The organism is Streptomyces sp. NPDC006643 (genome assembly GCF_042870175.1).
Lineage (GTDB): Bacteria > Actinomycetota > Actinomycetes > Streptomycetales > Streptomycetaceae > Streptomyces.
Map to the genome: position 1 here is coordinate 153,241 of NZ_JBIAHA010000014.1, position 24,749 is coordinate 177,989.

At 69.7% G+C, this 24,749-nt stretch carries 19 protein-coding genes and 1 pseudogene; 4 read left to right on the top strand and 16 right to left on the bottom strand.

Translation table 11 applies throughout. The features are described from left to right. Positions 1 to 4 precede the first annotated feature (4 nt). The 11 genes from ACFYNU_RS20210 to ACFYNU_RS20260 all read right to left on the bottom strand — a co-directional run bounded on the left by ACFYNU_RS20210 (position 5) and on the right by ACFYNU_RS20260 (position 10,459). Positions 5 to 2,023: a putative baseplate assembly protein gene (locus tag ACFYNU_RS20210; protein ID WP_356591331.1), complete on the bottom strand. Its 2,019-nt coding sequence runs from the start codon at positions 2,021 to 2,023 to the stop codon at positions 5 to 7. Next, positions 2,020 to 2,451: a GPW/gp25 family protein gene (locus ACFYNU_RS20215; RefSeq protein ID WP_356591329.1), complete on the bottom strand. Its 432-nt coding sequence runs from the start codon at positions 2,449 to 2,451 to the stop codon at positions 2,020 to 2,022. Before ACFYNU_RS20215 ends, ACFYNU_RS20210 begins: the two co-directional genes overlap by 4 nt. A gap of 9 nt (positions 2,452 to 2,460) precedes the next feature. Continuing rightward, on the bottom strand, positions 2,461 to 2,751 hold the full coding sequence (locus ACFYNU_RS20220; RefSeq protein WP_356591327.1) for a PAAR domain-containing protein: 291 nt from the start codon (positions 2,749 to 2,751) through the stop codon (positions 2,461 to 2,463). Positions 2,752 to 2,820: 69 nt separating this feature from the next. Next, positions 2,821 to 4,785: a VgrG-related protein gene (locus ACFYNU_RS20225; RefSeq protein ID WP_356591325.1), complete on the bottom strand. Its 1,965-nt coding sequence runs from the start codon at positions 4,783 to 4,785 to the stop codon at positions 2,821 to 2,823. Continuing rightward, positions 4,785 to 5,630 carry a peptidase M23 gene (locus ACFYNU_RS20230; RefSeq protein WP_356591323.1) on the bottom strand — a complete coding sequence of 282 codons (846 nt, stop codon included), beginning with the start codon at positions 5,628 to 5,630 and terminating at the stop codon, positions 4,785 to 4,787. The genes ACFYNU_RS20225 and ACFYNU_RS20230 overlap by 1 nt, the downstream gene beginning before the upstream one ends. A gap of 4 nt (positions 5,631 to 5,634) precedes the next feature. Then, positions 5,635 to 6,072, bottom strand: coding sequence for a phage tail protein (locus ACFYNU_RS20235; RefSeq protein ID WP_356591321.1), 438 nt, complete (start codon positions 6,070 to 6,072; stop codon positions 5,635 to 5,637). A gap of 12 nt (positions 6,073 to 6,084) precedes the next feature. Continuing rightward, the gene (locus ACFYNU_RS20240) at positions 6,085 to 6,597 is read right to left on the bottom strand and encodes a hypothetical protein (RefSeq protein ID WP_356591319.1); all 513 of its coding nucleotides are present in this window, start codon (positions 6,595 to 6,597) and stop codon (positions 6,085 to 6,087) included. Positions 6,598 to 7,824: 1,227 nt separating this feature from the next. Next, positions 7,825 to 7,968: a DUF6760 family protein gene (locus tag ACFYNU_RS20245; RefSeq protein ID WP_007457431.1), complete on the bottom strand. Its 144-nt coding sequence runs from the start codon at positions 7,966 to 7,968 to the stop codon at positions 7,825 to 7,827. Further along, positions 7,965 to 8,402, bottom strand: coding sequence for a hypothetical protein (locus ACFYNU_RS20250; protein ID WP_356591317.1), 438 nt, complete (start codon positions 8,400 to 8,402; stop codon positions 7,965 to 7,967). Before ACFYNU_RS20250 ends, ACFYNU_RS20245 begins: the two co-directional genes overlap by 4 nt. Beyond that, positions 8,402 to 8,845 (bottom strand): phage tail protein, encoded by a 444-nt coding sequence (locus ACFYNU_RS20255; RefSeq protein ID WP_189108417.1) that lies wholly within the window; start codon positions 8,843 to 8,845, stop codon positions 8,402 to 8,404. The genes ACFYNU_RS20250 and ACFYNU_RS20255 overlap by 1 nt, the downstream gene beginning before the upstream one ends. Before the next feature lie 60 nt (positions 8,846 to 8,905). Then, positions 8,906 to 10,459 carry a phage tail sheath subtilisin-like domain-containing protein gene (locus ACFYNU_RS20260; RefSeq protein ID WP_356591315.1) on the bottom strand — a complete coding sequence of 518 codons (1,554 nt, stop codon included), beginning with the start codon at positions 10,457 to 10,459 and terminating at the stop codon, positions 8,906 to 8,908. Positions 10,460 to 10,698: 239 nt separating this feature from the next. On the opposite strand from ACFYNU_RS20260, the gene ACFYNU_RS20265 reads away from it, so the two are divergent. Further along, on the top strand, positions 10,699 to 14,424 hold the full coding sequence (locus ACFYNU_RS20265; protein WP_356591313.1) for a hypothetical protein: 3,726 nt from the start codon (positions 10,699 to 10,701) through the stop codon (positions 14,422 to 14,424). Between the two features lie 52 nt (positions 14,425 to 14,476). Beyond that, complete coding sequence (locus ACFYNU_RS20270) at positions 14,477 to 15,043, top strand: hypothetical protein (RefSeq protein ID WP_356591311.1); 567 nt, start codon at positions 14,477 to 14,479, stop codon at positions 15,041 to 15,043. A 72-nt stretch (positions 15,044 to 15,115) separates the two neighbouring features. Here the strand turns inward: ACFYNU_RS20270 and ACFYNU_RS20275 are convergent. The 4 genes and pseudogenes from ACFYNU_RS20275 to ACFYNU_RS20290 form a co-directional block, all read right to left on the bottom strand. Then, positions 15,116 to 17,159, bottom strand: a pseudogene (locus ACFYNU_RS20275) (ATP-binding protein). Beyond that, the gene (locus ACFYNU_RS20280; protein ID WP_356591309.1) at positions 17,156 to 17,908 is read right to left on the bottom strand and encodes a DUF4255 domain-containing protein; all 753 of its coding nucleotides are present in this window, start codon (positions 17,906 to 17,908) and stop codon (positions 17,156 to 17,158) included. Before ACFYNU_RS20280 ends, ACFYNU_RS20275 begins: the two are co-directional and overlap by 4 nt. Positions 17,909 to 17,939: 31 nt before the next feature. After that, positions 17,940 to 19,907 carry a VWA domain-containing protein gene (locus tag ACFYNU_RS20285; protein WP_356591307.1) on the bottom strand — a complete coding sequence of 656 codons (1,968 nt, stop codon included), beginning with the start codon at positions 19,905 to 19,907 and terminating at the stop codon, positions 17,940 to 17,942. 492 nt (positions 19,908 to 20,399) lie between these two features. Continuing rightward, the gene (locus tag ACFYNU_RS20290) at positions 20,400 to 21,026 is read right to left on the bottom strand and encodes a response regulator transcription factor (RefSeq protein ID WP_356591305.1); all 627 of its coding nucleotides are present in this window, start codon (positions 21,024 to 21,026) and stop codon (positions 20,400 to 20,402) included. Positions 21,027 to 21,239: 213 nt separating this feature from the next. Between ACFYNU_RS20290 and ACFYNU_RS20295 the strand changes: the two genes are divergently transcribed. Further along, positions 21,240 to 22,586, top strand: a complete 1,347-nt coding sequence (locus tag ACFYNU_RS20295; protein WP_356591303.1) for a hypothetical protein — start codon at positions 21,240 to 21,242, stop codon at positions 22,584 to 22,586. A 62-nt stretch (positions 22,587 to 22,648) separates the two neighbouring features. On the opposite strand, the gene ACFYNU_RS20300 is transcribed toward ACFYNU_RS20295, so the two are convergent. Then, positions 22,649 to 23,485, bottom strand: coding sequence for a DUF4157 domain-containing protein (locus ACFYNU_RS20300; RefSeq protein WP_356591301.1), 837 nt, complete (start codon positions 23,483 to 23,485; stop codon positions 22,649 to 22,651). Between the two features lie 313 nt (positions 23,486 to 23,798). On the opposite strand from ACFYNU_RS20300, the gene ACFYNU_RS20305 reads away from it, so the two are divergent. Further along, positions 23,799 to 24,740 (top strand): SDR family oxidoreductase, encoded by a 942-nt coding sequence (locus ACFYNU_RS20305; RefSeq protein ID WP_356591299.1) that lies wholly within the window; start codon positions 23,799 to 23,801, stop codon positions 24,738 to 24,740. The last annotated feature ends 9 nt before the right edge of the window (positions 24,741 to 24,749 follow it).

Sequence of the window (24,749 nt, forward strand, 5' to 3'; positions counted from 1 at the left end):
CGGCTCAGGCTCCTCTCACCCGGAGCTGGTGTTCGTAGCTGAAGACGAGCGCGTGCCGGTCCAGCGGGATCTTCGTGGTCGCGTCGGTGCGTTCCCCGGTGACCGGGTCGGCGCGGTAGAGCCGTACGTCCTCCACGAGGTCGACGCCCGGCACCCGCTGGAGGACGGCGAAAGCCTCCCCCGACTGCACCGGCCTGCCGAACGGCCAGCCCTGGCCGCCCGGTCCGCCGGTGAGCGGGTTGAAGTACCCGTACAGCGCGGCCAGCGCCGCCTCCCGTACCTTCTCGGCGACCGCCCCGCGCTCGGTCTGGACGGACGCGACGACCGTGACGCCCTGGTAGAACGGCGGCTCGACCGCCAGCCGGGTGCCGATCGGCCGCCGGGCGTTCAGGTGTTCGCGAATCATGCTGAGCGTCTGCTCGGGCGGTACGAGTTCGTCGAACTCGATCCGGCCCCGCGCGTCGCCGCGTCCGGCCGGGACGATGAGCAGCCGCACCCCGCCGGCCTCGACCGAGCCCGCGTCGCCCCCCTCATCCGTACCACCCGCCGCAGCACTTGCCGTACCACCGGCGCCACCGGCACCGTCTGCCCGGATGCAGTGCACGCGCGCCGCGTCCGGGGCGATCTCGCGCGCCAGTAGTTCGTAGTCGTGCGGGACGACGGCCCGGTGCAGGGTCCGCAGCGTCATCGGCCCGCGCACCCGCGCGCTGTCGACACTCTCGCCGTCGACCCCGCCGAGGGCCGGCCGGCGGTTCTCGACCCGGGCCACGTACGGGATCGCGCCGCGCAGGACCCGCAGCGTGGAGCGGGCGACATTGCCGCGCAGCCCCCCGCCGGTGCGGTAGGACCGCACCCGGACCGTGGCGCCCTTGGCCGGGACGCGGCCGTAGTAGCGGATGCCGCCGTCCCGTTCACGTACGGCGGGACCGAACTCGACCCGGCCGGAGTTCGCGTCGAGCGTGACGTGTCGGTCCTCGGGTCCGGAGTGGGCGAAGTCGTCGACACGGGTCCACCGTTCGGCCTCCGTCCCCGGGCCGGGACCGGTCACCTCGACCATGAACTCGCCCGGTACGACCGGCGGCCGGGCCAGCGCGAACGCCTGGCCGGGCACCCCCTCCGCCTGCCCCAGCACCTCGTCGGTGACGGTCTCCGCGTGCTCGGCCGGGACGGTCGCGCCGATCGTGAACGCGGTGATCCCGCGGACCACGGGCGGTGAGATGTACGTCGGCTGGTCCGCCTCCGCCTCGATCAGCCGGCAGCGCACCCAGCCACCCGTCCGCCGCACGACCGCCGCCGCGGAATGGGTCTTCGGCAGATGCAGGATCAGCTCGCCGGACCGGTTGAAGCCTCCGGTGTCGTCCTTCTCGATGTCACAGACCGTCCAGGCGTTGCCGTCCCACGCCTCCCACAGCACCGGCGGTCGCCGTGGATCGACACCGACGCCCTCCACCGTGCAGTCCAGCCGCAGCACGACAACGCCCGCCGGTACGGCGGCGGACAGGCCCACGTACAGACAGTCGCCGGCTGCGGGAGCGGCGCCGAAACAGGGCACGTCCCGGCCGAGCGCCAGCTCCTCCGTCCGGTCGACGGCCTCCGCGGACGCCGGCCGGGTGGCCAGGTGGGCGAAGGCGCAGGGCACGATCGACAAGGGGGCGGAGGTCGTGAAGACGACCGCCTCCTCCGTCTCCGTACGGACGGTGGCAACCTCCGTCCCGGCGCGCACCACCACCGGGTCCGGGCGGGGCGCGGACAGCCGGAACGTCACATCGGTGTGCGCGGCCGTCGGCGGGTGGAGCCGTACGCCGATCAGATCGAGGAAGGCCAGATAGTTCTTCTCCGGCACCCGGTTCACCCGGTAGACGAGCTGGTCCACCATGGTCGCGAACGCCTCGATCAGCGTCACACCGGGGTCCGAGACATTGTGGTCGGTCCACTCCGGGCAGCGCTGCTGGACCCGGCGTTTGGCCTCGTCCACCAGGCCCTGGAAGGTGCGGTCGTCCAGATGCGGACCGGGCAGCGTCACGCGCCCGCCTCCTCGTCGTCGGCCGATTCCTCGGCGTGCTGCGGAATCACGTAGAACGGGAAGACGAGATTGCGCGGGTCGTTCGCGCCGCGCACGGTGTAGCCGATGTCGATGTAGAGGACGCCTGAGTCGGCCTCGTCGAACCGGACGACGACCTCGGTGACCTCGATCCGGGGCTCCCAGCGCTCCAGCGCCAGCCTTACCTCGTACGCGAGTTGACCGGCCGTGCCCGCGTCGGCGGGCGCGAACACGTAGTCGTTGATGGCGCAGCCGAACTCCGGGCGCATCGGCCGCTCGCCCGGCGAGGTCGCCAGGATCAGCCGGATCGACTCCTCCAGGGCATGCCTGCCGCGCACCAGGGCGATGGACCCGGTGGCGTCCGTACGCGGCGGGAACGCCCAGCCCGCACCGATGAACTGCTGTCCCATACGGCCCGCTCACCCCCCGATCAGTACGGTCGCGCAGCCCGACACCACCGGTGAACCGCAGCCCGCCAGATCGCCGACCCGGGCCGCCGGGCTGCCGCCGATGAGCACGCTCGAACTGCCGGGCGGCGCGATCACCGACGGCGGATGAGCCGCGGGCGACGCGCAGTTGTGTACGGTGCCGACCGTCGCGGCCGGCTTCCCGCCGATCAGCACGGACGGCACACCGGGCGGTCCGACCGTGCCCGGGTGCCCGGTGGGGTCGCCGACCCGGACGGCCGCGGCTGCTGCTGCTGCCGACATGCGGTCCACTCCTGTTCGTATCCGGTCCCTACGTGTGTCTGGTGGTGCGTCTGTGCGTCTGATGCACCGTCAATTGAGCTTGATCATGGGGGCGTTGACCGACACCGAGCTGCCGCTCTTGATGTCCGTACGGCGGGTGCCATCGACCGTGACCTGGCCGCCCCGCACCTCCACCGAACCACCGCTGGAGAGCGCCACCTTGCCGGTCCCGCCGTCGACCGCTACCCCGCTGCGGGAGGTCAACGTGACGCTGTCACCGGCGAGTTCGAGCGCTCCGCGCCCGGCGTCCAGCGCCACGCCGTCGGCCGCCTTGATGGAGACCCGCTCCTTGGCCTCGATCGTCACGGTGCCGTCGCTGTTGACGACGATCGCGGTGTTCGTGCGGTCGAGGTCGATCGTGAGCTTGCCGTCACCCGTGCGGAGTCGTACGCCTTGCGGGCCGTTCGCCGCTTCCAGCAGCTCCAGTTGGTTACCGCTCCTGGACGCGAAGGCGCGGCGGTTCACGGCGCCGCTGGTGGGATCGACCAGGTCGCCACCACCGCCACCACCGGCCCCGCTGCCACCGGCCGCGCCGCCGCCACCGCCGCTCGAACCTGCGGCACTGGCACCGGCACCGCCACCGGCGCCTCCACCGCCACCGCCCGGCCGGTCCTTCCCGTTGTACAACCCGGCCAGCACGAACGGTCGGTCCAGATGCCCGTGTTCGAAGCCCACCAGCACCTCGTCACCGACCTCCGGGATGAACGCCTCGCCCCCACCTGTCCCGCCCGACTGTGCCGTGCGCGCCCAGTCGCTCGCGTACTCGTCCGACAGCCAAGGGAAGCGGACCTTCACCCGCCCCGACCCCTCCGGGTCCTGCGTGTCCGTCACCGTCCCGCTGACCAGCCCCGCACACCGTCCGCCCGCACCCGCGCCCGACCCGCCCGGCCCGGGAGAGCCACCGGTCAGCCCGAACAGCGAGCGCTCCTGCTGCCCCGAGACCGTGATCCACGTCTCGTACCCGCGTACGGCGTCGAAGACATGGCGCGACGACGTCACGGTGTACCGGCCCTCGAACGGCGCGCCCACCGCGTTCAACGCCACCGCCGTACCGGCCCGGACCGCCGGATTCCCCCGGATCACCGCCTCCAGCTCCGCGAACGACCCGGCGATCCGCTCCGCCAGGGCCTTCGCCGCCTGATCCACCTGGGCCTGCGTCCCGTATGCCGCGTCCGTCACCACGAACCGCGCCTCGCCGAACGGGGCGGACACCTCCGCCGCCGACACCCCCAGCTCCAGCGTCGAGGACTTCCCCGCCGGCGCCTTGCCCACCAGCGGCTCCTTGGCCTGGACGTCCCAGCCGCGTACCTCCACCTCGGAGACCTGCTCGGCGGCGGACACCCCGGCCCGGCAGCGGATCAGATTGCCGCCCAGCTCAAGGACGAGAGGGTTGCGGTCGGCCCGCGCCGAACCGTCCGGCGCCGAACTCGCCTCGGCGGGGCGGGTGATGTGCAGCTGCCCGTCGCGTACGTACGCCTGGGCGCCGGCCTCCTCGGCGAGTCCGCGCACGAACTCCCAGTCGGTCACGTTGGGTTGGGCGATGTGCTCGATCACCGGCCCGGCGATGTCCACGGTCCCCGGCTTCAGCCCGGCGCGCTGGGCGACCTGACCGCAGATGTCGGCGAGCGTCATGTTCTGGTAGCTGGCCACCTGCCGCCCCCGGAACAGCCGGTGCGACTCGTCCAGCCCTCGTACGACGGTGAACGTGCCCGTCTCGTCCAGCTCCACCTCCAGGGCGGTGACCACCCCGTCGAGCAGCGGCTTCGGCGCCGAGTCCCCGCCCGCGCGGGCCAGCAGCCGGGCCTCGCCACCGATCTTCAGCCCCGTCTGCTCCAGCAGCACCCGGTCGGGGTCGCGGAAGCGCAGTAGGAACAGGTCCGGCAGCGTACGGCTGTCGTCCACGTACCCCTCGACCAGGGTGTTCGCGAACTTCGGCGGCAGCGGCGCGCCGCCGAACTCGACCACCAGCGCGGTGGCGACGCCCTGTTGGGACATCAGCCCCGCCCCCCGACGGCCGGTGGGAGGGCGCCGGCGATCTCGTGCCCGGACCGCTCCCGGTCCGCGCCGTCCTGGAGCCGGTTCAGCTCGTCCAGCGCAGGCAGGAGGAGCTGGGTGCCCGGGGCGAGGCGCATCGGGTCGTCGATACCGTTGGCCTCGGCGATCACACGCCAGGCCCCGGCGTCCCCGTACTCCCGGTGCGCCAGCGACGGCAGCGAGTCCCCGGCGTCGACGCGGTGCACGCGCCGGGCGGCCAGCGCGCCGGAGGTCGGATTCTGCCCCGGCGTCTCCCCGCTGATCTCCTCCATCGTGACCTGGCAGACCGCCCGGATCGGCACCCCGGAGGTGGTGAACAGCGTGTATTTCGCGGCCACTTGACTGACGTAGCCGGGAAATCCCGTGAGCCCGCCCCAGTGGAAGACCACCCACGGCGGCGAGGCCCGCTGCTGCTGCCGGGTCTCGTTCGTCGGTACGCAGCACGCGAACAGCTGCTCCACCGAGGTCACCACGCGGGTGTCCTGGGTGTCGCTGGCGTCGAAGAACATCTCGACGGTGAGCTTGCTGGGCTGCGAGCCCTGGTACTCCGGCGGCCCGGAACTCTTCGCCCCCTTCGCCGGCGTCCGCTTCCACGACGCCGCCTTCGTCAGGCTCAACTCCTTGGGGTTGAACTGGAAGTCGATCCGGCCGGACGGGGCGCCGGGCGTCAGTCCGCCACCCGTCGGCGGAGTCCGCAACTCCAGATAGGCGTGCTCCAGCTTGGGCCGGGCCGAGCCGCCCTTGGCGGCGGAGGCCACACCGGACGTACCGGCGGCGCTGAAGGCGATGGGTCCCGCCGGGCTCATACCGTCAGCCCTCCATCACATAGCCGTGGTGGGCGATCTCGATCGTCTCGATCGCGACCTTCGGCGACTCGGGCGTGAACGAAGGACCGGTCCAGCGGACGGGTACGACCTCAAGCAGCCCCCACTGGGCCACTTTGCGACCGTCACCGGTACGTGCCTCGATGTGCGCCGTCTTGCGGCTGAACCCGGTCGTCATCGTGGCGAACCAGCGCGCCACCTTCTCGGTCTCCCGGGTGAGCGGTCGGGACAGCTTCACGTTGGAGTACTTGAGGCGGGTCGGCAGCTGCCACACATGGTTGTTGTTGCCGCCCTCCTCCCGGGTTTCGAGCACCACTTCGCAGCCGAGGCCGTCACAGGTGTTGAACGATCCCAGCTCGATGTCGTCGATCGTCACGACGAAGCAGACGCTGACGGCGGGGTCGTTGTCCGGGGCGGTGGCCATGACACGTACCTCTCAGTGGCGGGTGTTGATCAGAAAGCCGGCGCGTTCGCGTTCCAGTCGGAGGTCGGCCTTGAGGAGTCGGCTGAGCGGTGCGTACAGGGCCCGGACGAGTTCGTCGGTGACGGCGGGGGCGCCGCCGGGGCGGGGGGATGTGGCTGCGGCGCCGGAGGGCGCAGGGGCACCCTCTTCGTCTGCGGAGGCGGGCTCGGGACCTGGCTCGGGACCGGGCTCGGAGGCGGGTCCGGTCGGACCGGCTGTCTCGCTGTCCGTCGGCGGTGGCTCCTCGCTGAGTTCGGCGTCTCGCTGTACGACGGGCGCCGAGGTGCCTGACGAGTACGAGCCCGACGAGGAGCCGAAGACGACGCTGCCGTCGGGCATCCGCTGGGCGACTCCGGCGGCCACGGCGAAGGCGCCGGCCGTCGGAAGCGGGGCACCGGCGGTGTCGGTACGAGGCAGCGACCCCGGCACCGGGGGTCCGCCCGCCGCCCCCGCTGCCTTCCGCTGCACATGGAGGACAGCGGGCACGGGTGCGGATATCGGTGCGGGGGGAGCCGGTCCCCGGGGGGCGACGGTCGAGCGCTGCACGGGTGCGGAGGCGGACAGGGTTGGCGAGGCCGACAAGTCCTGGCCGGATGTCGTCCACCGCACGGGGACGGCCACGGGCGTGGAGGTGGGCGGGTGTACGGGCATCGGCGCCGGCGCGGACCCCGTCTGCGGAGGCTCCGCGCCGCCCCTCGCTTGACGCTGGACGGCGGTATGGAGGGTCAACGGTCGGTCACCGAGCAACGGGACGGTGGGCGCCGCGACGCGTGGCGGCATCGGGGGTCGCGGCGCGGTGCCGACGACCGACCGCTGAAGGGAGGGAGCGGGTACGTGGGTCCCGTCCCCGGTCACAGGCGAACCCGCCGACGGATCGTCACCGAGGAGCGGATCGTCACCGAGAAGGGGATCATCGCCGAGCAACGGAGCGACCGGCTGTGGCGCGCTGTCCACTGCCGGAGAGGCTTCGGGCACGGTGGGCGGACGGACGACCGGACCCGACGATGCCTCCGGTGGACCGCTCCCCGGTACTGACGCGGCGGCCTCCCGCTGAGCCGTCGGCGGCAGCGCGGCGAGCGGCGCTCCGAGTCCGGGCGTGCGTCGGGACGGCGGCTCCCGCACCGGCTCCGGTGCGGGCGGCGTGGTTTCCTGTGGGGTTGTGGACCCGGGTAAGAGGGGCTGCTCGCCCAGGAGTTGACGTACAGGCAGGTCGGCGACGACGGACGTGCCGGCGGCGGAGGTCAGGACGGACGACGCGCGCTGCACGGGAACAGCCATGGGCGAGGTCGTCGATGCGGGTACGGGGACAGAAGGCGTTCCCGGCCCCCTGGGGGAATGCTGCGGCATGTCGACCGACCGCTGAGCCGACGGCACCGGGCTCCCCGGTGCCGGACCGGCGATCCCGTGCAGCACTCCGGTGGGCGCGTCGGGGCTGACCAGATGCCCGAGCGGCGTACTGAGCGCGGTCGGTTGCCGGGTGGTCAAAGCCCCCTGGAATCCGGTGGGATTGATGAGGAGACCCTGCTCGGGAACGGTCCGCCCCATGGGTGCGATCCGCTGCACATCGACCCGGTCGGTCCGGTCGCCCTGCTCGGGCGGGCCGTCAGGCACCCCGTGGCCACCGTCACCGCCCCCCTCGCCGACCGAACGGCCGCCGCGCAGCCAGGACATCAGCCCCATGGATCTCCCGCCCCCCTCGTACCGTCCGTACCGTCAGTGCCCGTTGAGGCGAGCGACCTGCGCGACGAACTTCAGCCGTTCCGGATGTTCCAGATCCAGCAGGTCGTCGAGCGGCCAGTGGAAGTGATAGGCGAGGTACGCGACTTCCTCGTACAGCAGGTCGGCCGCGTACGTCACGATTCCCCCAGGCGGCCACCGGCGAGATCCACCGTGAACTCCTCCTGGCAGGAAGGGCAGTTGACGGCGGCGCGGGTGTGGCCCTCCGCGTTGATGCGGCGGTAGAAGTCCTGGAGGAACGCCAGGTCGGAGGCGAACAGGTCCTCGATGACCCCAGGATGGATGTCCTCGACGGTGCCGATCCTGGTCACCACGCGCGAGATCAGGACGACCGACAGATACGCGGAGTTCTCGCGCACCCGGTCGTCCCGCAGGGGCACCAGCTCGTCCCGCGCGGTCGCGAGCCGCATCACGCCGCTGCGGTGCACGGTGCCGGACTCGTCCACGTACCCGCGCGGCAGCTCGAAGCCGAACTCGGTGCGCAGCGGCTCGGGTTGACGCGCCTCCCGTTCGGCGCGCTCGGGAGGAGCCTGGAACTGAACGGTGCGGCGCATCAGCCGAGTTCCATGCTCTCGTAGGTGATCGCGAGCTTCTCCGTCAGGACCGAGGTGTCACCGGCCTTGAGCGTCCCGATCTCCAGCGACTTCGGCCAGGCGTTGATCAGCGTGTAGCGCTTGATCGGTATGCCCTCGTAGTCGTAGACGATGACCGCGCCGTTGCGACGGGCGTCCGTCATACGGCCGAACCGGGAGTCCCTGATCCACCGTTCGAAACTGTTGTCCTCCGTGAGCCCCCGGGTCACGGTGACCTCACCGGCCTTGGGACGGCCCGGCAGCTTCTTGATGGCGTACTTGCCGTCGGCGGTGTTCTGCTTCAGCTCGATGACGTCCTGCTCCATCTTCAGACCACTGACCTCGGTGATCTGTTTGATGATGACGCTGTCGAACTCAAGGCCGAAGGAATGCCCGACGGAACTGTCGAGATCGGGAAGTGGCACAACAGACTCCTTACGCCGTGCTCAGAAACGGACCGGACTGACGTCGGCGGACCACGCGGCTCATTCGTCGATCCCGCCGCTGCCGCCGGTCAGTTGGGCGAGCCGGAACACCACGAACTCGGCCGGTTTGACCGGTGCGACCCCGATCTCGCAGACGACCTGACCGGCGTCGATGCTCTCGGGCGGGTTCGTCTCGCGGTCGCACTTCACGTAGAACGCCTCGTCCGGAGTCAGCCCGAACAGCGATCCCTTGCGCCATTCGTTCACCAGGAACGCTGAGACCGTGCGCCGGACCCGGGCCCACAGCGCGTCGTCGTTCGGCTCGAAGACGACCCACTGCGTACCGGCGAGGATCGACTCCTCCAGATAGTTGAAGAGCCGCCGCACATTCAGGTACCGCCAGGCCGGGTCCGACGCGAGTGTCCGCGCGCCCCACACCCGGATGCCGCGTCCCGGGAAGGAACGAATGCAGTTCAGTCCGATCGGATTGAGCAGATCGTGCTCGCCCTTGGTGAGCTGGGTCTGGAGCGCCACCGCGCCCCGTACGACCTCGTTCGCCGGCGCCTTGTGCACCCCGCGCGTGTCGTCGTTGCGTGCCCAGACGCCGGCGATGTGTCCGCTCGGCGGTACGAGGGTGGCGCGGCCGGACGCGGGGTCGGCGACGCTGATCCACGGGTAGTAGAGCGTGGCGTACTTCGAGTCGAAGTTCGCCCGGTCCGTACGCCAACTCCGGGCCTGCTGCGGCGAGAGACCCGGCGGCGGGTCCAGGATGGCGACCCGGTCGCCCATCAACTCGCAGTGCGAGATGAGCCCTTGCTGGACCGCGATCACCGACTCCAGGTCCAGCAGCCCGCGTTGGTAGGCGCTCATCAGGTCCGGTACGGCGATCATCGTGATCTCGTCGACCGCCTCAAGCCCGCCCAGACCGGTCCGGCGGTCGGCGTCACCGACGTACACCTCGGGGGCGAGCGCCCCCGCACTGCCGGCGGCCGGGGCCGCGGGCGCGGCGGGAGCGAGGGCCACCGTCTGCGGCTCGGGCCGGGCGGGGGCGGCGCCGCGCCCCGGGTCGCGTATCTCGATCAGCTCCGACTTGGCGTTGACCCGGGTGGCGACGTTCTCCTTGCTGCGCTTCGTCGTCACGGTGGGGTACGTCTCCGCGACCTGCCCGTCGCGCCGCACGATGAGCTGGAAGGTGTCGGAGGGGGGATCGTCGCCCTCGGCGTCGGTCACCTCGACGGTGATCTCACCGGCCACACCCGGCCGGGGCTTCACGGCGTACGGCCCGATCTGCACCTCGGCCCCGACAGCCAACTCCCCGGTTCCATCAGCCTCTTCGTCGCCCACCGAGGCGCCGTCGCCGATCCGTACGACGTAGCAGATGCCGCCGCCGTTGGAGAAGAAGCCGTAGACGGACGAGGCGAGGTACGTACCGTCGACGAAGTCGCCGAAGGTACTCACGTACTGGCTCCAGTTCGTGATCAGCGTCGGCTCGTCGAACGGGCCCTTCTGGGCGAAACCGACGAAGGCGGCTGTCGAGGTGCCCACCCCTTCGATCGGCCGGGACCCGGACTCGACCTCTTCGACGTAGACGCCGGGGGACAGGTACGACGGCATAGGTGCCTCTCTCTTCGGCCGGGGAACGTCGGCCATTCTCGCCACTGCGCCGATCACCAGGAACGGATACGAGGCCGCCCTGCCGTGCACGGACGACTGCCCGAAGAGGCAACGCGACCGCTCCCGCCGGGCCGGCCCGGTTGCCCTCACCCCGGTCCGCGCAACCTGCCCCTCACGGGCGGAGGCCGCGCACCCTGACAAGTGCCGAAGGGGAGGGGCGAAAGGGGAGGGGCGAACCGATGAAGGCGGTCCCGGAGAAGGGCGACAGCCCCACCCGGCCCGGCTCGGCCGCTGTCGCCCGTACGGAGTCGGCGCCGGCGCGCCCGGACCGCCGCAACCTGCAACTGCTTCAGAGCGCGGCGGGCAACAGGGCGGTCTCCCGCCTCGTGGCGCAGCGCTACACGGCCCCGGTGAAGCCGTCGCCGGCTCAGGCGGCGGGCTTCCGCAAGGTCAAGGCGGACGTGGCGGCGAAGAAGACCAAGATCGCAGTCCACCCGCCGGCGGCCGGTGAGGCGAAGGCGTCCCAGGACGCGGCGGTGGCGCCCCCGGACGACAAGGAAGCCCAGGGCAAGGCCGCGAACGCCGAGAAGATGAACGAGGCGAAGCCCGGCGAGTTCGACAAGAAGGCGTTCGTCGACGCGGTGAACAAGGCGATCGACGCGCAGGCGCCGAAGAATCTCGACGAGGCGGACAAGTTCTCCAAGTCGGGCAAGGCGGACCAGGTCAAGGCGGAGGTCGACGGGAAGGTCACGGACGGCAAGGAGTCGTCGGCCAAGGACATCGACACCGCGACCAAGGCCGCGCCGGACACCTCGGCCGCCAAGGACAAAGAGGTCACCCCCCTCACCCCGGACCAGGCCCCGGGCAACCCGGGCGCGCCGTCCGCGACGGACGCGGTCCCGGAGAAACAGCCCGCCGCGGTGACGGACTTCTCGGAGGGGCCGGCGCAGAACGACCAGGCGATGGCGGACGCCGAGGTTACCGAGGAGCAGTTGGCGAAGGGCAACGAGCCGGAGTTCAACGAGGCCCTGTCCGCGAAGAAGACCTCCGAGGCGGATGCCGCGAAGGCCCCGGCGAAGGGGAGGGCGGCCGAGGACCAGGAGCTGGCCACGGCGAAGGAGGGCGCGGCGGCGTCCGGCGCCCAGGCGATGACCGCCCTGACCGCGACCCGGAGCGCGGCCGGGAAGCAGGTGGACGGCGGGAAGGGCGACACCAAGACGAAGGACGAGAAGAAGCGCGCCGAGGTCACGGCGAAGCTTCAGAAGGTCTACGACGGTACGAAGAAGGACGTCGAGGAGACGCTGTCCGGCCTGGACAAGAAGGTCGACACGGCGTTCACGGCGGGGGAGAAGGCGGCGCGGGACGCGTTCACGGCGGACCACAAGCGCCGGATGAAGAAGTACAAGGACAAGCGGTACTCGGGCTGGACCGGCAAGGCCCGCTGGGTGAAGGACAAGTTCGCGGGGATGCCCGAGGAGGCGAACGACCTCTACCAGGAGGCCCGCAAGCTCTATGTCTCCCAGATGCAGACCGTCATCTCATCGGTCGCGGACATCATCGGCACCGAACTGGGCCGGGCGAAGGCGCGGATCGCGCAGGGCCGCGCGGAGCTGAAGGCGGAGGTCGACAAACTCCCCGCGGATCTGAAGGCGTTCGGGGAGGAGGCGGCGAAGGACTTCGAGGGCAAGTTCGAGGACCTGGAAGCGACGGTCGACGAGAAGTCCGAGCAACTGGTCCAGGACCTGGCGTCGAAGTACACGGCGGCGTTGAACAAGATCGACGAGGAGATCAAGAAGCTCCAGGAGGCCAACCGGGGCCTGATCGACAAGGCGAAGGACGCGATCGTCGGCGCCATCAAGACGATCAACGAGCTGAAGAACCTGCTCCTGGGGATCCTCGCGAAGGCCGCCTCCGCGATCATGAAGATCATCAAGGACCCGATCGGTTTCCTCGGCAACCTGGTCAGGGCGGTCGGCGCGGGCCTGAACCTCTTCGTCACCAACATCGGCGACCACCTCAAGACCGGCGTCGTGTCCTGGCTGCTGGGCACCGCGGTCAAGGCGGGCCTGGAGCTGCCGGCGAGGTTCGACATCAAGGGCATCATCCAGATCATCGGCTCCCTGCTGGGCCTGACTTGGGACAACATCCGCGCCCGCGTCACCCGCAAGGGCGTCCCCGACGAGGCGATGTCGGCGGTTGAAACGTCGGTCCCCGTGGCCCAGAGCCTCGCCCGCGAGGGCCCGGCCGGCGCGGTGAAGGAGATCCAGGCGGAGACGGGCGACCTGAAGGCGACGATCCTCTCCAAACTGACGACGTATCTGATCCCGACGGTGATCGTCGCGGGCATCACCTGGATCCTCTCCCTCCTCAACCCCGCGTCCGCCTTCATCAGGGCGGTGAAGGGAATCATCGACATCGTCACGTTCATCGTGACGCAGGGCGCCCAGATCATCGAATTCGTGAACGCGGTCCTGGACGCGGTGATCCAAATCGCCAACGGCGGCCAGGCGGGCGTCCCCAAACTGGTCGAGGCGGCCCTCGCGGCCAGCATCCCCCTCCTGATCGGCTTCCTGGCGGCGCTGCTTGGCATCGGCGGCCTGGCGAACAAGGTCAAGTCGGTGTTCCAGTCGGTCTCCCGTCCGGTCACTCGCGCGATCGACAAGATAGTCGACTTCATAGCCAAGAAGGGCAAGGCCCTCTGGTCGAAGAGAAAACTTGAGGATAAGGGAAAAAAGGAGAATCCGAACCAGAGTGGGCGTGCGAACAAGAGCCTCCGGGAGAAGGAGGAGGATCTCAAACGAATAGTGGCCATCCTCACTCCGAGGATAGTTGAGTACGTTGGCTCTGGGAAATCTCGCGCAGCGCTGGAGTCCAAGCTTGCCACTTGGCGTCGGCAGTTCCGTCTCACTAGCCTGGCTGTGGCGGGAGATGGCTCCATTGAAGCCAAGCTCAACCCGTCAATCACCATCAATAAGATAAGCGTTAAGGATCGAGAGTTGGCGCAACTCATTATTCCAGCCCTTGCGGAAGTGGAGCAGGAGTACTTCGCGCATCTGCTTCTGACCGACGACCGCGGCCCAGTGCTGACCAAGGCGATCTACGGCTGGACCAACGGCCGATCGAATGCCCTGGCTGAACTCTCATCGTTCGAGAAGGCCATGACAATGGCGTATTTCCGCCCTGGAGTCAAGGTTCTAGCAATCGAGAAGGGGGTTTCGATATTCACGCCTGAAAGTCAGCGTAGAGATCCTTCCGTAGGCGTGATCGGAAGGGTTAATAATGTCGGAGCCTACGCCGCTAAGCAAAAGATGAACAAGAAGGGTAAGCTTATCGATGTGCTGAGCGCCGCCGAGGACTTGCGGAAGAAGTCTCAAAGGGCGTACGGCAACCCCTTGAGTGATCAAGAGATAGCTGAGAATCTGAGTTCGTCTGAATTCGATGCAGAGGCTTTGCGGAACGTGAGCAGGCCGGCGACTAAAACAGCAGCCAAGGCGCTGGAAGTTTTCATCCGCGCAATGAGGAGGAATCACAGGCTTGTGCAATCGGTGGAAACCGGACGAATGCACGGAGTGCCGAGTGCCACGTCGATGCGTAATGCGCTGGTGCAATCTGGGATTGTAACGGAGTTGGATCCCATCCTTGAAATGGATGGCTCGATGAATATTATGGCACCTCTCGCTCAGGATCCTGATCAGCAGAAGAAGCGAGAGGAGCGTCTCGGTACCGTAATTATCGAGCTGATTAAATCCGCCCCGGTTGCGAGAAATTCACATGCCGTAGGTGAGGGCTTACTCGTCGCAGTCAATCTGCTTGTAGCGGACGGTTACACCGTCAATGCGTTGGCTGAGCAAATTGAGCGCTATGCGGAGGCGAAAATATCTGGCGCAAGTCCAGAGCAGGTTGAGCGTGAGTTTAGAATGCTCAAGGTTGGGGTAAGGGAGATGCTTGAACGCACAAACAGATAGCGGAATCTAAAAGCTGCAGGCTGGCCACCCGGCCCTCACTCAAAGGCTGCCCATGCGATTGAATATGGTCTTCCGGGATGCCATTGACCCACAAGACTTTGCCGATTTTGCTGAAGAGGTTCAGTGGGTATTCCACGGAGCCCATCCCGCTGTTGAATCAGCCCCTGCGGAACTCACTTGGGCCACACCGGCGGGTGTGGGGGTTCACTTGATTGAGGACGAGGTGCTCGGATTAATCTACCTTTCGATCGAGAATTATTCGATCGAGGGAGTGTCCGAAAGAGATCTGATAGAAGCGTCGAGACTGGTTTCGGGGGCATTTGAAACAATTGACGCACGGGAACTGATTGGTCTCTACCATGGCGAGTCGGAATGGAACGGAAAAGTAGTTGCATTGATGATGGTCGCAGCAGTGGCTGGGGAGTATTCGCCAGGGATTTGTGAAGTGGTCGGGGCAGGCCTGGAATCTCAGAATGTCGATGTGAGGAGAGCTGCTGCGATTGCCTCGATGTACACTCCATGGGAGGACCTGAAGGGCGTGGTTGAGACTGTTGCCGACCGTGACCCTGATGATCAAGTCCGCGATCTCGCCGCGACGTCCCTGTTGAATTTTCCGTAATTCTACAAAGTCCTCCTCTGGTGCGAGTGTGCCGGACTGCTCCATTTTGGAGTCATGCCCCCCATGAATCAGTCAGGGTGTTCGGGCTGAGGTCAGCAAGCGAACGTACGGCCCGAACTCCGACGCCAGGGTCAGTCGGCCCAACTTCTGGTACTCCCGTTGGATCGCGTGGATCAGTGTCGTCATCGTCACCGGTTCCGACGTGTCCGCCGCCAGGTACGCCGAGGTGATCGCTATCGAGCGGATGTTGCCGCCTGCCAGCTCGAAGTTGGACGCGCAGAAGTCCAGGTCCAGGTCCGTCCCGCGAGGCAGTAGCGGGCCCAGGCAGCGTTCCCACAGCAGTAGGCGTTGGTCGGGGTCCGGGATTGGGAAGTCGATCACCAGGTCGAGGCGGCGGGTGAAGGCGTCGTCCAGGTTGGCGCGGAGGTTGGTGGAGAGGATCGCCAGGCCGTCGAAGGATTCCATGCGTTGGAGCAGGTAGGCGCTCTCCACGTTGGCGTAGCGGTCGTGCGCGTCCTTCACGTCCGAGCGTTTGCCGAAGATCGCGTCGGCCTCGTCGAAGAGCAGCACGCCGTTCACGCCCGCCGCCTCCGTGAAGATGCGCTCCAGGTTCTTCTCCGTCTCACCCACGTACTTGTCGATCACCGTCGCCAGATCGACCGTGTAGAGGTCCAGGCCCAGATCCGCCGCGATCACCTCCGCCGACATCGTCTTGCCGGTGCCCGAGTCGCCCGCGAAGAGCGCCGATACGCCCCGGCCTCGGCCGCCTCCCGGGCGCATACCCCACTCGCCCAGGACCCGGTCGCGATGGCGGGCGCGGGCGGTGAGTTCGCGGAGTTGGGTGTGGGTGTCGGGTGGGAGAACCAGGTCGTCCCAGGTCACCGTGGGTTCGATACGACGGGCCAGGCGGTCCAGGCCCGCCGCGTTCTGGGCGCGGGCCCCCTGGCGTACATGGTCGGGGGTGAGTACCCCGCCCGCCAGGCGCGCCGTCTGGGCGGCGGAGCGGGCGGCGCCCGTCACCTGTTCCGGGGTGAGGAGGAACGGGGCGAGCAGGCGGTCCGCGTCGATCGTGGGCGGGAGCGGGGCCGGGGACCGCTGTTTGTACGCGTCCGTCCACAAGGCCCCGCGTATCGACGGCTCCACCCGGGGCGCGTGCAGGAGTAGCGGGGGAGCCGTGGACCACGACGCGTCCCACGGGGCCCGGCCCACCAGGATCGTTGGGACTTGATGCGATGTCAGGAGCCGTAGGAGGTGGGGGTGTTCACGGGACACCGCTTCCAGCGGCGCGCAGATCAGGCCGGCGTTCGTCAGGCGGGCCTCGCGGACCAGGGCCCGTACCGCCTCCGCCGGCGCCGGATCCTCCGCCAGCCGTGCCAGGTCCAGGCCCAGCACACCCAGACCCGCCGCCGTCAGCGCGGACGCGGCCAGGGCCGTACCCGCACCGCCCTGGTCCTCGCTGAGGTAGGTCAGTCGGACGCCGTCGGACAGGACCCTGGCGAGCGGTGCCGGGTCGCCCACGCCCCGTACCGCGTGCCACGGGGCCATCAGGTCGGCGAGTCGTGGATCCCGGGTGTCGTCGCCCAACAGGTGGGCCGTGACCCGGTCCGGTACGCGCAGGGCCCGGCTCAGGAAGGGGCGGTCCAGGTCCTCGACCAGGAGCAGCCCGCCGGCCCGCAGCGGAGAACGGGCGGCCAGCCGGGCGCGTGCGGCGTGGTCCGCCGGGGACGAGCCGCAGAGGCCGAGCGCCAGGCCGATGGACGGGCGGCGACGGGTCACGTCGTCGTTCAAGTAGCCGTAGAACGCCTCGAACCGGTCGTCCAGATCCGGCACCAGCGCGATGAGCAGGATCTCGACGTCGAGCGGCGTGAGGTCGAACTCCCTCGCCAGGGTGGTGAGTCGGGAGTCCGCCACGTCATCGATCAACTGCTCGTCGGGGGGGCGGGAACGAACGGGCCCCCTCCTCGTCCAGCAGCCGCGCGACGTTCTCTTCCGTCAGATACAGACCGCGGAACGCGTCGTCCGGGTCCGGATCGGTCGCCCGCCTCGCCTCGACCGCTCGCCGGACCCGCTGCTCCACCGCGACCGCCCGCGCGAGCAGGTGGCGCAAGCTCGTCATGCGTCGGTTTCCTCTGAAGTCGTGCCGCGTGTCTCCCTGATGCGTACGGCGCGGGGCGACTTGGGCGGCGCGGGATCCCGGTGCGGCCGGCCGGGCCGCGAGCCGTACACCGGCTGACCCGCACCGGCAACCGCACCCGTACCCGCGCCCGTACCCGCACCCGCGCCCCGCTCCGGCACGTCACCGAACCGCGCCCGCAGCCCCTCGTCACCCACCGGCGGCCCCGCCTCGTAGACCGGCGACGCCGTCACCGGAACGCTGATCACCAGGTCCAGCGAAGGCTTCAACTCCCCACCCAGCGCGCTCCACACATCCGCGAACGACCGGTCCTCCGGCGGCGGCAGCGCGATCGACAACGGCACCGCGGCCCCGATCTCCGCGAGGGACCCCGTCAGCCGCTCCGGCGGCAGCGCCTCGTACCGCAGCAGGCACGCCAACAGCGATGAAAGCAGCCGGTGTTCGTCCTCCGGGCGCTTGGTCCACGCCGTGATCAGATACGACAGCTTGAAGAAGCGCGGCGGGCGGCGGCGCGCGACGATCGCGCCGCGCTCGTCGTACTCGTTGTGCAGTCCGCGCTCCCGCCGGCGCATGTCCTCGCGGATGTCGTAGAGATAGAGATTGACCATGGGCGAGTTGACCTTGGCGGCCCACTCCCTCGTCGGCGCGTCGAAGACCACCGCGATCTGGCCTCCTTCGAGGACCTCCGCGCGGATCAGGGTCCGCAGTACGTCGTCCACCTCATGGATCATCCGGCGGCCACCCCCGTGCCGGGCGCGTCGCTCATGAGCGGCCCGCGAAGTCCGGTGGTTGCAGGTTGCGTTGGACCACCAGGACCGGTTTCTGGAGCCGGGGCAGATCGTCGGCGTCCGCCCGCAGCACGCGCGGGCCTAGGGTGTCCTTGCGCAGCACCAGCATCTGCACCTCGAAGGTGCCGTCGCGACCCACCCGGATGCCGGCGCGGTCGGCCGTGATGCCGAGGGACCAGGTGAGGCGTACGGTCTCGCCGGGCGGATAGTCCTTGCCGCGAGCCAGTACGGGCTGGCCCGGCTTGGCGACCGGCGGGGTCACTTCGAGCGACGGCTTCAGGACGCGCAGCCGGTCGGTGTCCGTGTTGTTGGCCGTACGGCGGTCGGGCAGCGTCCCGCGCACGGTGGCCCGTACGTCGCCGGTGATCGCCGCCCGGTAGGTCCCCGTCTGCGTCACCTCGATACGGCCTCCGGCGGGAATCGTGCACGGCCGGGCCGCCGTACAGCGGTTCAGGGCCGGCAGGCTCCGGTCACGCGCTTCGGACGGCCGTGGCCAGCTCGCCCCGAGGACGACACCGGTCGCCGTGTCAGGTCCCGCGTTGGTGACCGTGAACCGGGCGCGCGCCGGGCGCCCGACGTACGTGCGGTCCGGGCTGACGTCCGCCCGCACCGCGACGTCCGACGTCGGCGGTACCGGTGGCGCGGGCGGCACGGGCGGCTCCAGCACCTCGAACCGCGCGGTGTCCGTACCGGTGTTGCCCGCCAGGTCCGTGGCCGAGCAGCTGACCGTGGTGATCCCCACCGGGAACAGCGCGCCGGACCCCGGGTCGCATGTCACCGGCAGCGCGCCGTCCTGGGCGTCCGTGGCCGAGGCGGTGAAAGTGATCCGTGCCCCCTCGTCGTCCGTCGCCCGGACCGTACGGTCGTCGACGGTGACGACCGGGTCGTTGATGTCGTTCACGGTGATGCTGATCCGCTGCTGGAACTCGGGGTCGGGTACGGCGGCGGGGCCGAGCGCGTCCGTTCCCGGGATCTGGGCGCCGAGTTGCAGGAACTGCACCGTGCAGGTCAGCGTCGTGCCCTGGGGTGCGTCGGCCGACACATCGACATTCTCGGTGAACTGCGCCGTCTCGCCGCTGATGAGCTGCCTCGTCGGCGGGTCCAGGGTGACGCTGAGATGCGGGTCGCAGTCGGCCAGTTCATGACCGACGGTGGTGGGCAGATTGTCGAAGCCATCGATGATGGCCTGGGCTGTCCCGTTCGGTTGAATGCCTTCCAGCAGGCGGCCACCGGTGGCATTGATGATCCGGGTGGCCTGACCGGGCGTGGTCGGCGGATCCTCGATCTGGTTGGGAAAATCGGGGTTGTTGGCGTTCCCGTTGCCGTTCAGACCGTCCCCGCGATCACTCTCCAACTCGATGCCGATCACCCGGACCCCCTTGTCCTGGAGGTCGGCGATCGTGTCGTCGATGGTGTGGCCGTTGCTCGGCGCGTGGCTGGAGGCATCGCTGATCAGCACGACGAGTGGGCTCGACCCCTCGCGGAACACCGTTTGGCCGCCTGCGCCGTTGGCGATCTCCCACAGACCGTTGATCCAGTCCTCGGACGGGCCCATGCTGAACCCGCCGAGGTTCGCGCGCAGAGCGTCGACGCCGTCCTGCACCCGTGTCATGTCGTCCGTCAGCTCGGTGAGTACCCGGAATCCGGCGTTCGGCAGGTCGACCTCCTGGTCGCCGAACGTGGCGACCGCGAAGCGTGACTCGGGCTCCGCGTCCAGGATCTTGCCGGTGATGAGGGGGAGATACCTCCGCACCTCCCGGATCGGCATGTCCATGCTGGCCGTGCCGTCCACCAGCAGCACCACCTCGGGGCGAGGCGGGATCGCCGGAGTCCGTACCTGCTTGGTCACACCCGTCGAACCGCCCGGGTCGAGCGCCTCGTCGAGCGTGGCCGGCGTGACCCAGGGGTCCGGAGGTACGGGGACGGCCGGTACCGCCGCCAACTGCCCCGTTGCCGAAGCCGAAGCCGATGCCGATGCCGATGCCGATGCCGATGCCGATGCGGATGCGGATGCCGTGGCCGATGCCGTGGTTGTCGCTGTCGCCGACACCGCAGACGCGGGTACGAGTCCGGTGGCCAGCAGGAGCAGGACGAGCGCCGCCGCGCGTGAGGAACCGCCGCGCCCGGTCCGCCCGTGCGACCGCCCTCCTGTCGCCTTTCCCGACCGCTCTCCCGGCTGAATCCACCGCACGGTGTTCCTCCCCGTCCCCTACGGCCCTGATACGGCTCCGGACATGCCGCCGCGTCTGTACGGTCCCGTACAACCCCTGTACGTACAGCGGAAGTCGAGCCACCAGGGCGGGAAGTGCCGGTTGCCCGAAAGGGCAACCGGCAGATCGCCCCGCGCAGATCGCCCCGCGCAGATCGCCCCGCGCAGATCGACTCGTCCGGATCGACTCGTCCGGATCGACTCGTCCGGATCGACCCGCGTAGATCAGATAAGGCCCTGACGCATCGCGTAAGCCACCGCGTGCGAGCGATTGCGCAATTGCAGCCGCGTCATCACGGAATGCAGGACGTTCTTGATCGTGCGCTCCGAATAGGCCAACTTCGTCGCGATATCCGCGGTGTCGTAGCCCTCGGCGACCAGCCGCAGCACATCCACCTCACGCGCCGCCAGCCCGGTGAAGTGCAGACCGCGCGGCCCGAGCACCTGACCCTGGAGCCTGCCGACCTCTTCGAGGAGGCGTCCGAGCAGATCGGAGGGGAGATGCCCCTCACCCCGTGCCACCGTCCCGATGACATGCACCAGATGCTCCGGCGTCGACTCGGACCGCCTGACCACACCGGCGACACCGCACTCCGCCGCACTCACCAGCTTCTGTTCGTCGATGTCCGTCGTGACCAGGACCGTACGGCAGTCCGTCGTGCGCTGGATGTGCCGCAGCGTTCTCAGCGCGGCCTCGTCGACGGCGTCCACGACGATGACCACGACCTGCGGCGAGACGTCGGCGTCGTCCCATTCCATGACACTGACCTCGGGACGGGCCCTCAATTGGCTGGCCACGCCCGCCTGCGATATCGGATCCTGGGCCCGTAACGCGACAGTTGTGCGCTCCATGCGAAATGCTCCCCCTGGGCAACAGCCGGAAGCGTCACAGGAAGGCACAAGCCTCACAGCTGTAATTGGCTGCCCCATCCGTTGTGAGGCGGTCTGAAGATTCCCGTGTTACCGGACAAGGAAACTGAAAGGTTGCCACGGGCAGCGAATCTGCCCGAAAGTGTTCCTTCGCGGCCGATGTCCCACCCGGTCCCCGACCTTACGGTCCGCGGTATGAGTCTCACCGCAAGCCTGGACGATACGTCCGTCGCCGCCGAGCCGGGCGCGGAGACGGCCCTTCCTCTACAGGTCCTGAACTCCGGCTCGACCGTGGAGGAGTACCGCTTCGAGGTGGTCGGCGCGTGCGCCGCCTGGTCGGCCGTGGAGCCCGCCGTCCTGTCGCTCTACCCGGGCGACTCCGGGACCGTGTCACTCATGCTGCGCCCGCCCCGTGACTCGACGGTGCCGGCGGGGGAGACGCCGTTCGGCGTCCGGGTGGTGCCGACCGGGGACCCGGCCGGGACGGTCGTGCCCGAGGGGCGGGTGACCGTCCTGCCGTTCACGGAGACGACGGCCGAGCTGGTCCCGCGCAGTTCGCACGGGGCGCTCAGCGGACGGCACCGGTTCGCGGTCGACAACCGGGGCAACACGCCCGTCACCGTACGGCTCGGGGCCCAGCCCGGCTCCGAGCTGGCGCGGGTGGACTTCGCCGCCCCGGAACTCCGGATCGAGGCGGGCCGCGCCGAGTTCGGCAAGCTGCGCGTACGGCCGGCGAAGCGGATGTGGCGCGGCGCGCCGGTCACGCACCCCTTCCAGGTGTCCGCCGCCCCGCAGCCCGCGGCCGAGGGCCAGGAGGCCCCGGACCCGGTCCTGGTGGACGGCTCCTACCAGCAGGAACCGCTCCTGCCGAGCTGGCTGCCCAGGGCGCTCATCGTCGCCGCCGTGGTACTGATCGCGCTGGTCGGCCTCTGGTACGCCCTGCTGCGCCCCGCGGTGAAGTCGGCGGCCCGCGAGGCGGTCACACCCGAGGCGGTACGGTCGGCGGTCGAGGCCGACCCGAGCCGGTCGGCGGACGGCGGAGACCCGGGCGGGGCGGGCTCGGCAGGTGGGGACTCGGCGGGCGGTGACACCGCTGGTGCCGGTACGGACGGCGGGGCACCGGGATCCAGTACGTCGCCGAGCCCCGGCCCCTCGGCGGACGCCGCGGCGGGCACCCCGACCAGCGCGCAGGTGCGGGTCAGCGACACGGTGGGCGGCGGCGCGAGCACCGGGACGGCGCTGCGGGTGCCCGCGGGCCAGACGTTCCAGCTGACGGACCTGGTGGTGCAGAATCCGCAGGGCGACGCGGGGACGGTCGTCGTCTCGGCCGGGCCCGAGACCCGGGTGCTCAGCCTCGGTCTGGAGAACTTCCGCGACTCCGACTACCACTTCGTGACACCGATCGTGGTGCCCGCCGGAGGCACGGTCACCATGACCATCGACTGCCGGCGGATCGGCAGGCCGGTGGGGGCACCCGCGCCCTCGCGGTGCACCGAGTCGCTGTTCCTGGGCGGGACGATGAGGGCCGCCACGGGCGGCTGACGGGTCCGGCCCTCCTCGGGGCGGGCGGCACGGAGCGGGGGCGCGCGCCCGCGCTCACGGCCTCAGGCGGGCGGCGCCTCTTCCTCCTCCTCGGGGTTCTTCGTCTCGGCGCGCTGCACGAACGAGCCCTGGACGTCGGCCGGTTGCTCCTCCTCGTCCTCGGCCGCCCGCTGCACGGCGGGAGCCGCCGAGGCGGCGGCCCGGTCCGCGACGGGCGGGGGCGCCGCCGGCGCGGGGTCGGCCAGTACCCGGTCCGCGTTCGCGACGGCCTCCCGTTCGAAGCGGTCCGAGGGGTCACTGACCCGGATACCGCCGGGCGCTTCCGTCCCCTCGACCGGGCCCTGACGCTGCTGGATCACATGGGTCAGCTCATGGGCGAGCGTGGTACGGCCCTGCGGCGACGACGGGTCGTACGCGTCGCGCTGGAAGACCACGTTGTTGCCCACGGTGTAGGCGTGCGCGCCGACACCCTTCGCCGATTCATGGGCGGCCGAGTCGTTGTGGATACGTACGTCGGAGAAGTCCGCGCCCATCCGGCTCTCCAGATCCGTACGGGTCTCCGTGTCGAGGGGCGAGCCGCCGGACGACACGACGTCGTGCACGGGCGAACGCCGCTCCTCCTCGGCCTGGTCCGGCGAACCGCCACGGGCCCGCTGGATCACCGGGCCGAGCGCGCCGTTGCCGACGGCGCGCTGGAGCGCGCCCATCCCGGCGGTACCGATCACATCGGTACGCCCGGTGGCCGCCGCGCGGAAGAGGTGGTGCGTCTGCCCGTCCTGGGCAGCGGCGGCGGGCGAACGGCCGAGGTCCCGCTCGTGGTCGTGCTCGTGCTGGTGCTGATGGTCGTGGTCCTGCCCGTGGTCCTGCTCGTGCCCGTGTTCCTGCTCGTGTGAGTTCATTACCGTCTCCCTGACCGCTGCGGCCCCGGCACCTCACCATCACCGGGCGCCCGTTCCCCCGTCCAGGCCCCGCACCGGCCCGGCCGGGGCAGCCGGGGATGCCTCTTTGGGCAGCGCGAGGGGGCGTGCGGGTAGCGCGTACGTATCCATGTTCTGGCGATCCATGGTTGAACGTCACCTGGATCAGACCGGTCCGCGCGAGGAGCCTGGTGGTGCGGCGGAAGGACGCCGCCGAGCGGGAAGCTCCCGGGCGAAGACAGCGAAGACAGCGAAGACAGCCAAGACGGTGAAGGCAGCGAAGACAGTGAAAGCAGTGAAGCAGGCGAAGGACGTGGCGGTACCGGATCTGCGGGGGAAGCTCGCCGTGGTGACCGGGGCGAGCGACGGCGTCGGGCTGGGGCTGGCCGGACGGCTCGCTCGTGCGGGCGCCGAGGTGCTGCTGCCCGTGCGTAACCCGGCCAAGGGCGCGGCGGCGCTTGAGCGGATCCGTGCGGCCGTGCCGGGGGCCGAGGTCTCCACCCGCGTACTCGACCTGGCCTCGCTGGACTCGGTCGAACAACTCGCGGACACGCTCAACGGCGAAGGCAGACCGCTCGACATCCTGATCAACAACGCGGGGGTGATGGCGCCGGCCACCCGGCACACCACGGCCGACGGCTTCGAGCTGCAATTCGGCACGAACCATCTCGGTCATCTGGCGCTGACCGGGCGGCTCCTGCCGCTGCTGCGCGCGGGCCGGGCCCGTGTCGTCACCCTCACCAGCGTCGCCGCCCGCTTCGGCGGCCTCGACTGGGACGACCTCCAAGGTGAGAGGCGGTACGCATCGGTGCGGGCGTACAATTCCTCCAAGCTGGCCAACGTGCTGTTCGCGCTGGAGCTGGACCGCCGCAGCACCGCGAACGGATGGCACATCGCCAGCATGGCCGCCCATCCCGGCACCACGCTGACGAACCTCTACGCGTCCGGGCCCAACCTGGGCCGTACGCGCCCCGCCCGCCACGAGGCACTGGTCCGACGGCTGGCCCGCTGGGGCCTGTTCGTGCAGTCCGTCGACGCGGGACTGCTCCCGCCCCTGTACGCGGCCACGAGCCCGGCGGCGAAGAGCGGGCGGTTGTACGGCCCCGACGGTCCGGGGCAGTTCTCCGGTGGCCCCACGGAGCTGGCCGTCTACAGGTCGGCGCGCGGTGAGGCGGATGCCGCACGGCTCTGGGAGATCTCGGAGAAATTGACAGGGGTCACCTACGGGGGAGCCTGACGTCGACGA

What these genes read in the sequence shown, in the direction of transcription:
- ACFYNU_RS20215 (WP_356591329.1), bottom strand. Translation starts at nt 2,451, where the DNA reads ATGGGACAGCAGTTCATCGGTGCGGGCTGGGCGTTCCCGCCGCGTACG.
- ACFYNU_RS20220 (WP_356591327.1), bottom strand. Translation starts at nt 2,751, where the DNA reads ATGTCGGCAGCAGCAGCAGCCGCGGCCGTCCGGGTCGGCGACCCCACC.
- ACFYNU_RS20225 (WP_356591325.1), bottom strand. Translation starts at nt 4,785, where the DNA reads ATGTCCCAACAGGGCGTCGCCACCGCGCTGGTGGTCGAGTTCGGCGGC.
- ACFYNU_RS20230 (WP_356591323.1), bottom strand. Translation starts at nt 5,630, where the DNA reads ATGAGCCCGGCGGGACCCATCGCCTTCAGCGCCGCCGGTACGTCCGGT.
- ACFYNU_RS20235 (WP_356591321.1), bottom strand. Translation starts at nt 6,072, where the DNA reads ATGGCCACCGCCCCGGACAACGACCCCGCCGTCAGCGTCTGCTTCGTC.
- ACFYNU_RS20250 (WP_356591317.1), bottom strand. Translation starts at nt 8,402, where the DNA reads ATGCGCCGCACCGTTCAGTTCCAGGCTCCTCCCGAGCGCGCCGAACGG.
- ACFYNU_RS20260 (WP_356591315.1), bottom strand. Translation starts at nt 10,459, where the DNA reads ATGCCGTCGTACCTGTCCCCCGGCGTCTACGTCGAAGAGGTCGAGTCC.
- ACFYNU_RS20265 (WP_356591313.1), top strand. Translation starts at nt 10,699, where the DNA reads ATGAAGGCGGTCCCGGAGAAGGGCGACAGCCCCACCCGGCCCGGCTCG.
- ACFYNU_RS20270 (WP_356591311.1), top strand. Translation starts at nt 14,477, where the DNA reads ATGCGATTGAATATGGTCTTCCGGGATGCCATTGACCCACAAGACTTT.
- ACFYNU_RS20280 (WP_356591309.1), bottom strand. Translation starts at nt 17,908, where the DNA reads ATGATCCATGAGGTGGACGACGTACTGCGGACCCTGATCCGCGCGGAG.
- ACFYNU_RS20290 (WP_356591305.1), bottom strand. Translation starts at nt 21,026, where the DNA reads ATGGAGCGCACAACTGTCGCGTTACGGGCCCAGGATCCGATATCGCAG.
- ACFYNU_RS20295 (WP_356591303.1), top strand. Translation starts at nt 21,240, where the DNA reads ATGAGTCTCACCGCAAGCCTGGACGATACGTCCGTCGCCGCCGAGCCG.
- ACFYNU_RS20300 (WP_356591301.1), bottom strand. Translation starts at nt 23,485, where the DNA reads ATGAACTCACACGAGCAGGAACACGGGCACGAGCAGGACCACGGGCAG.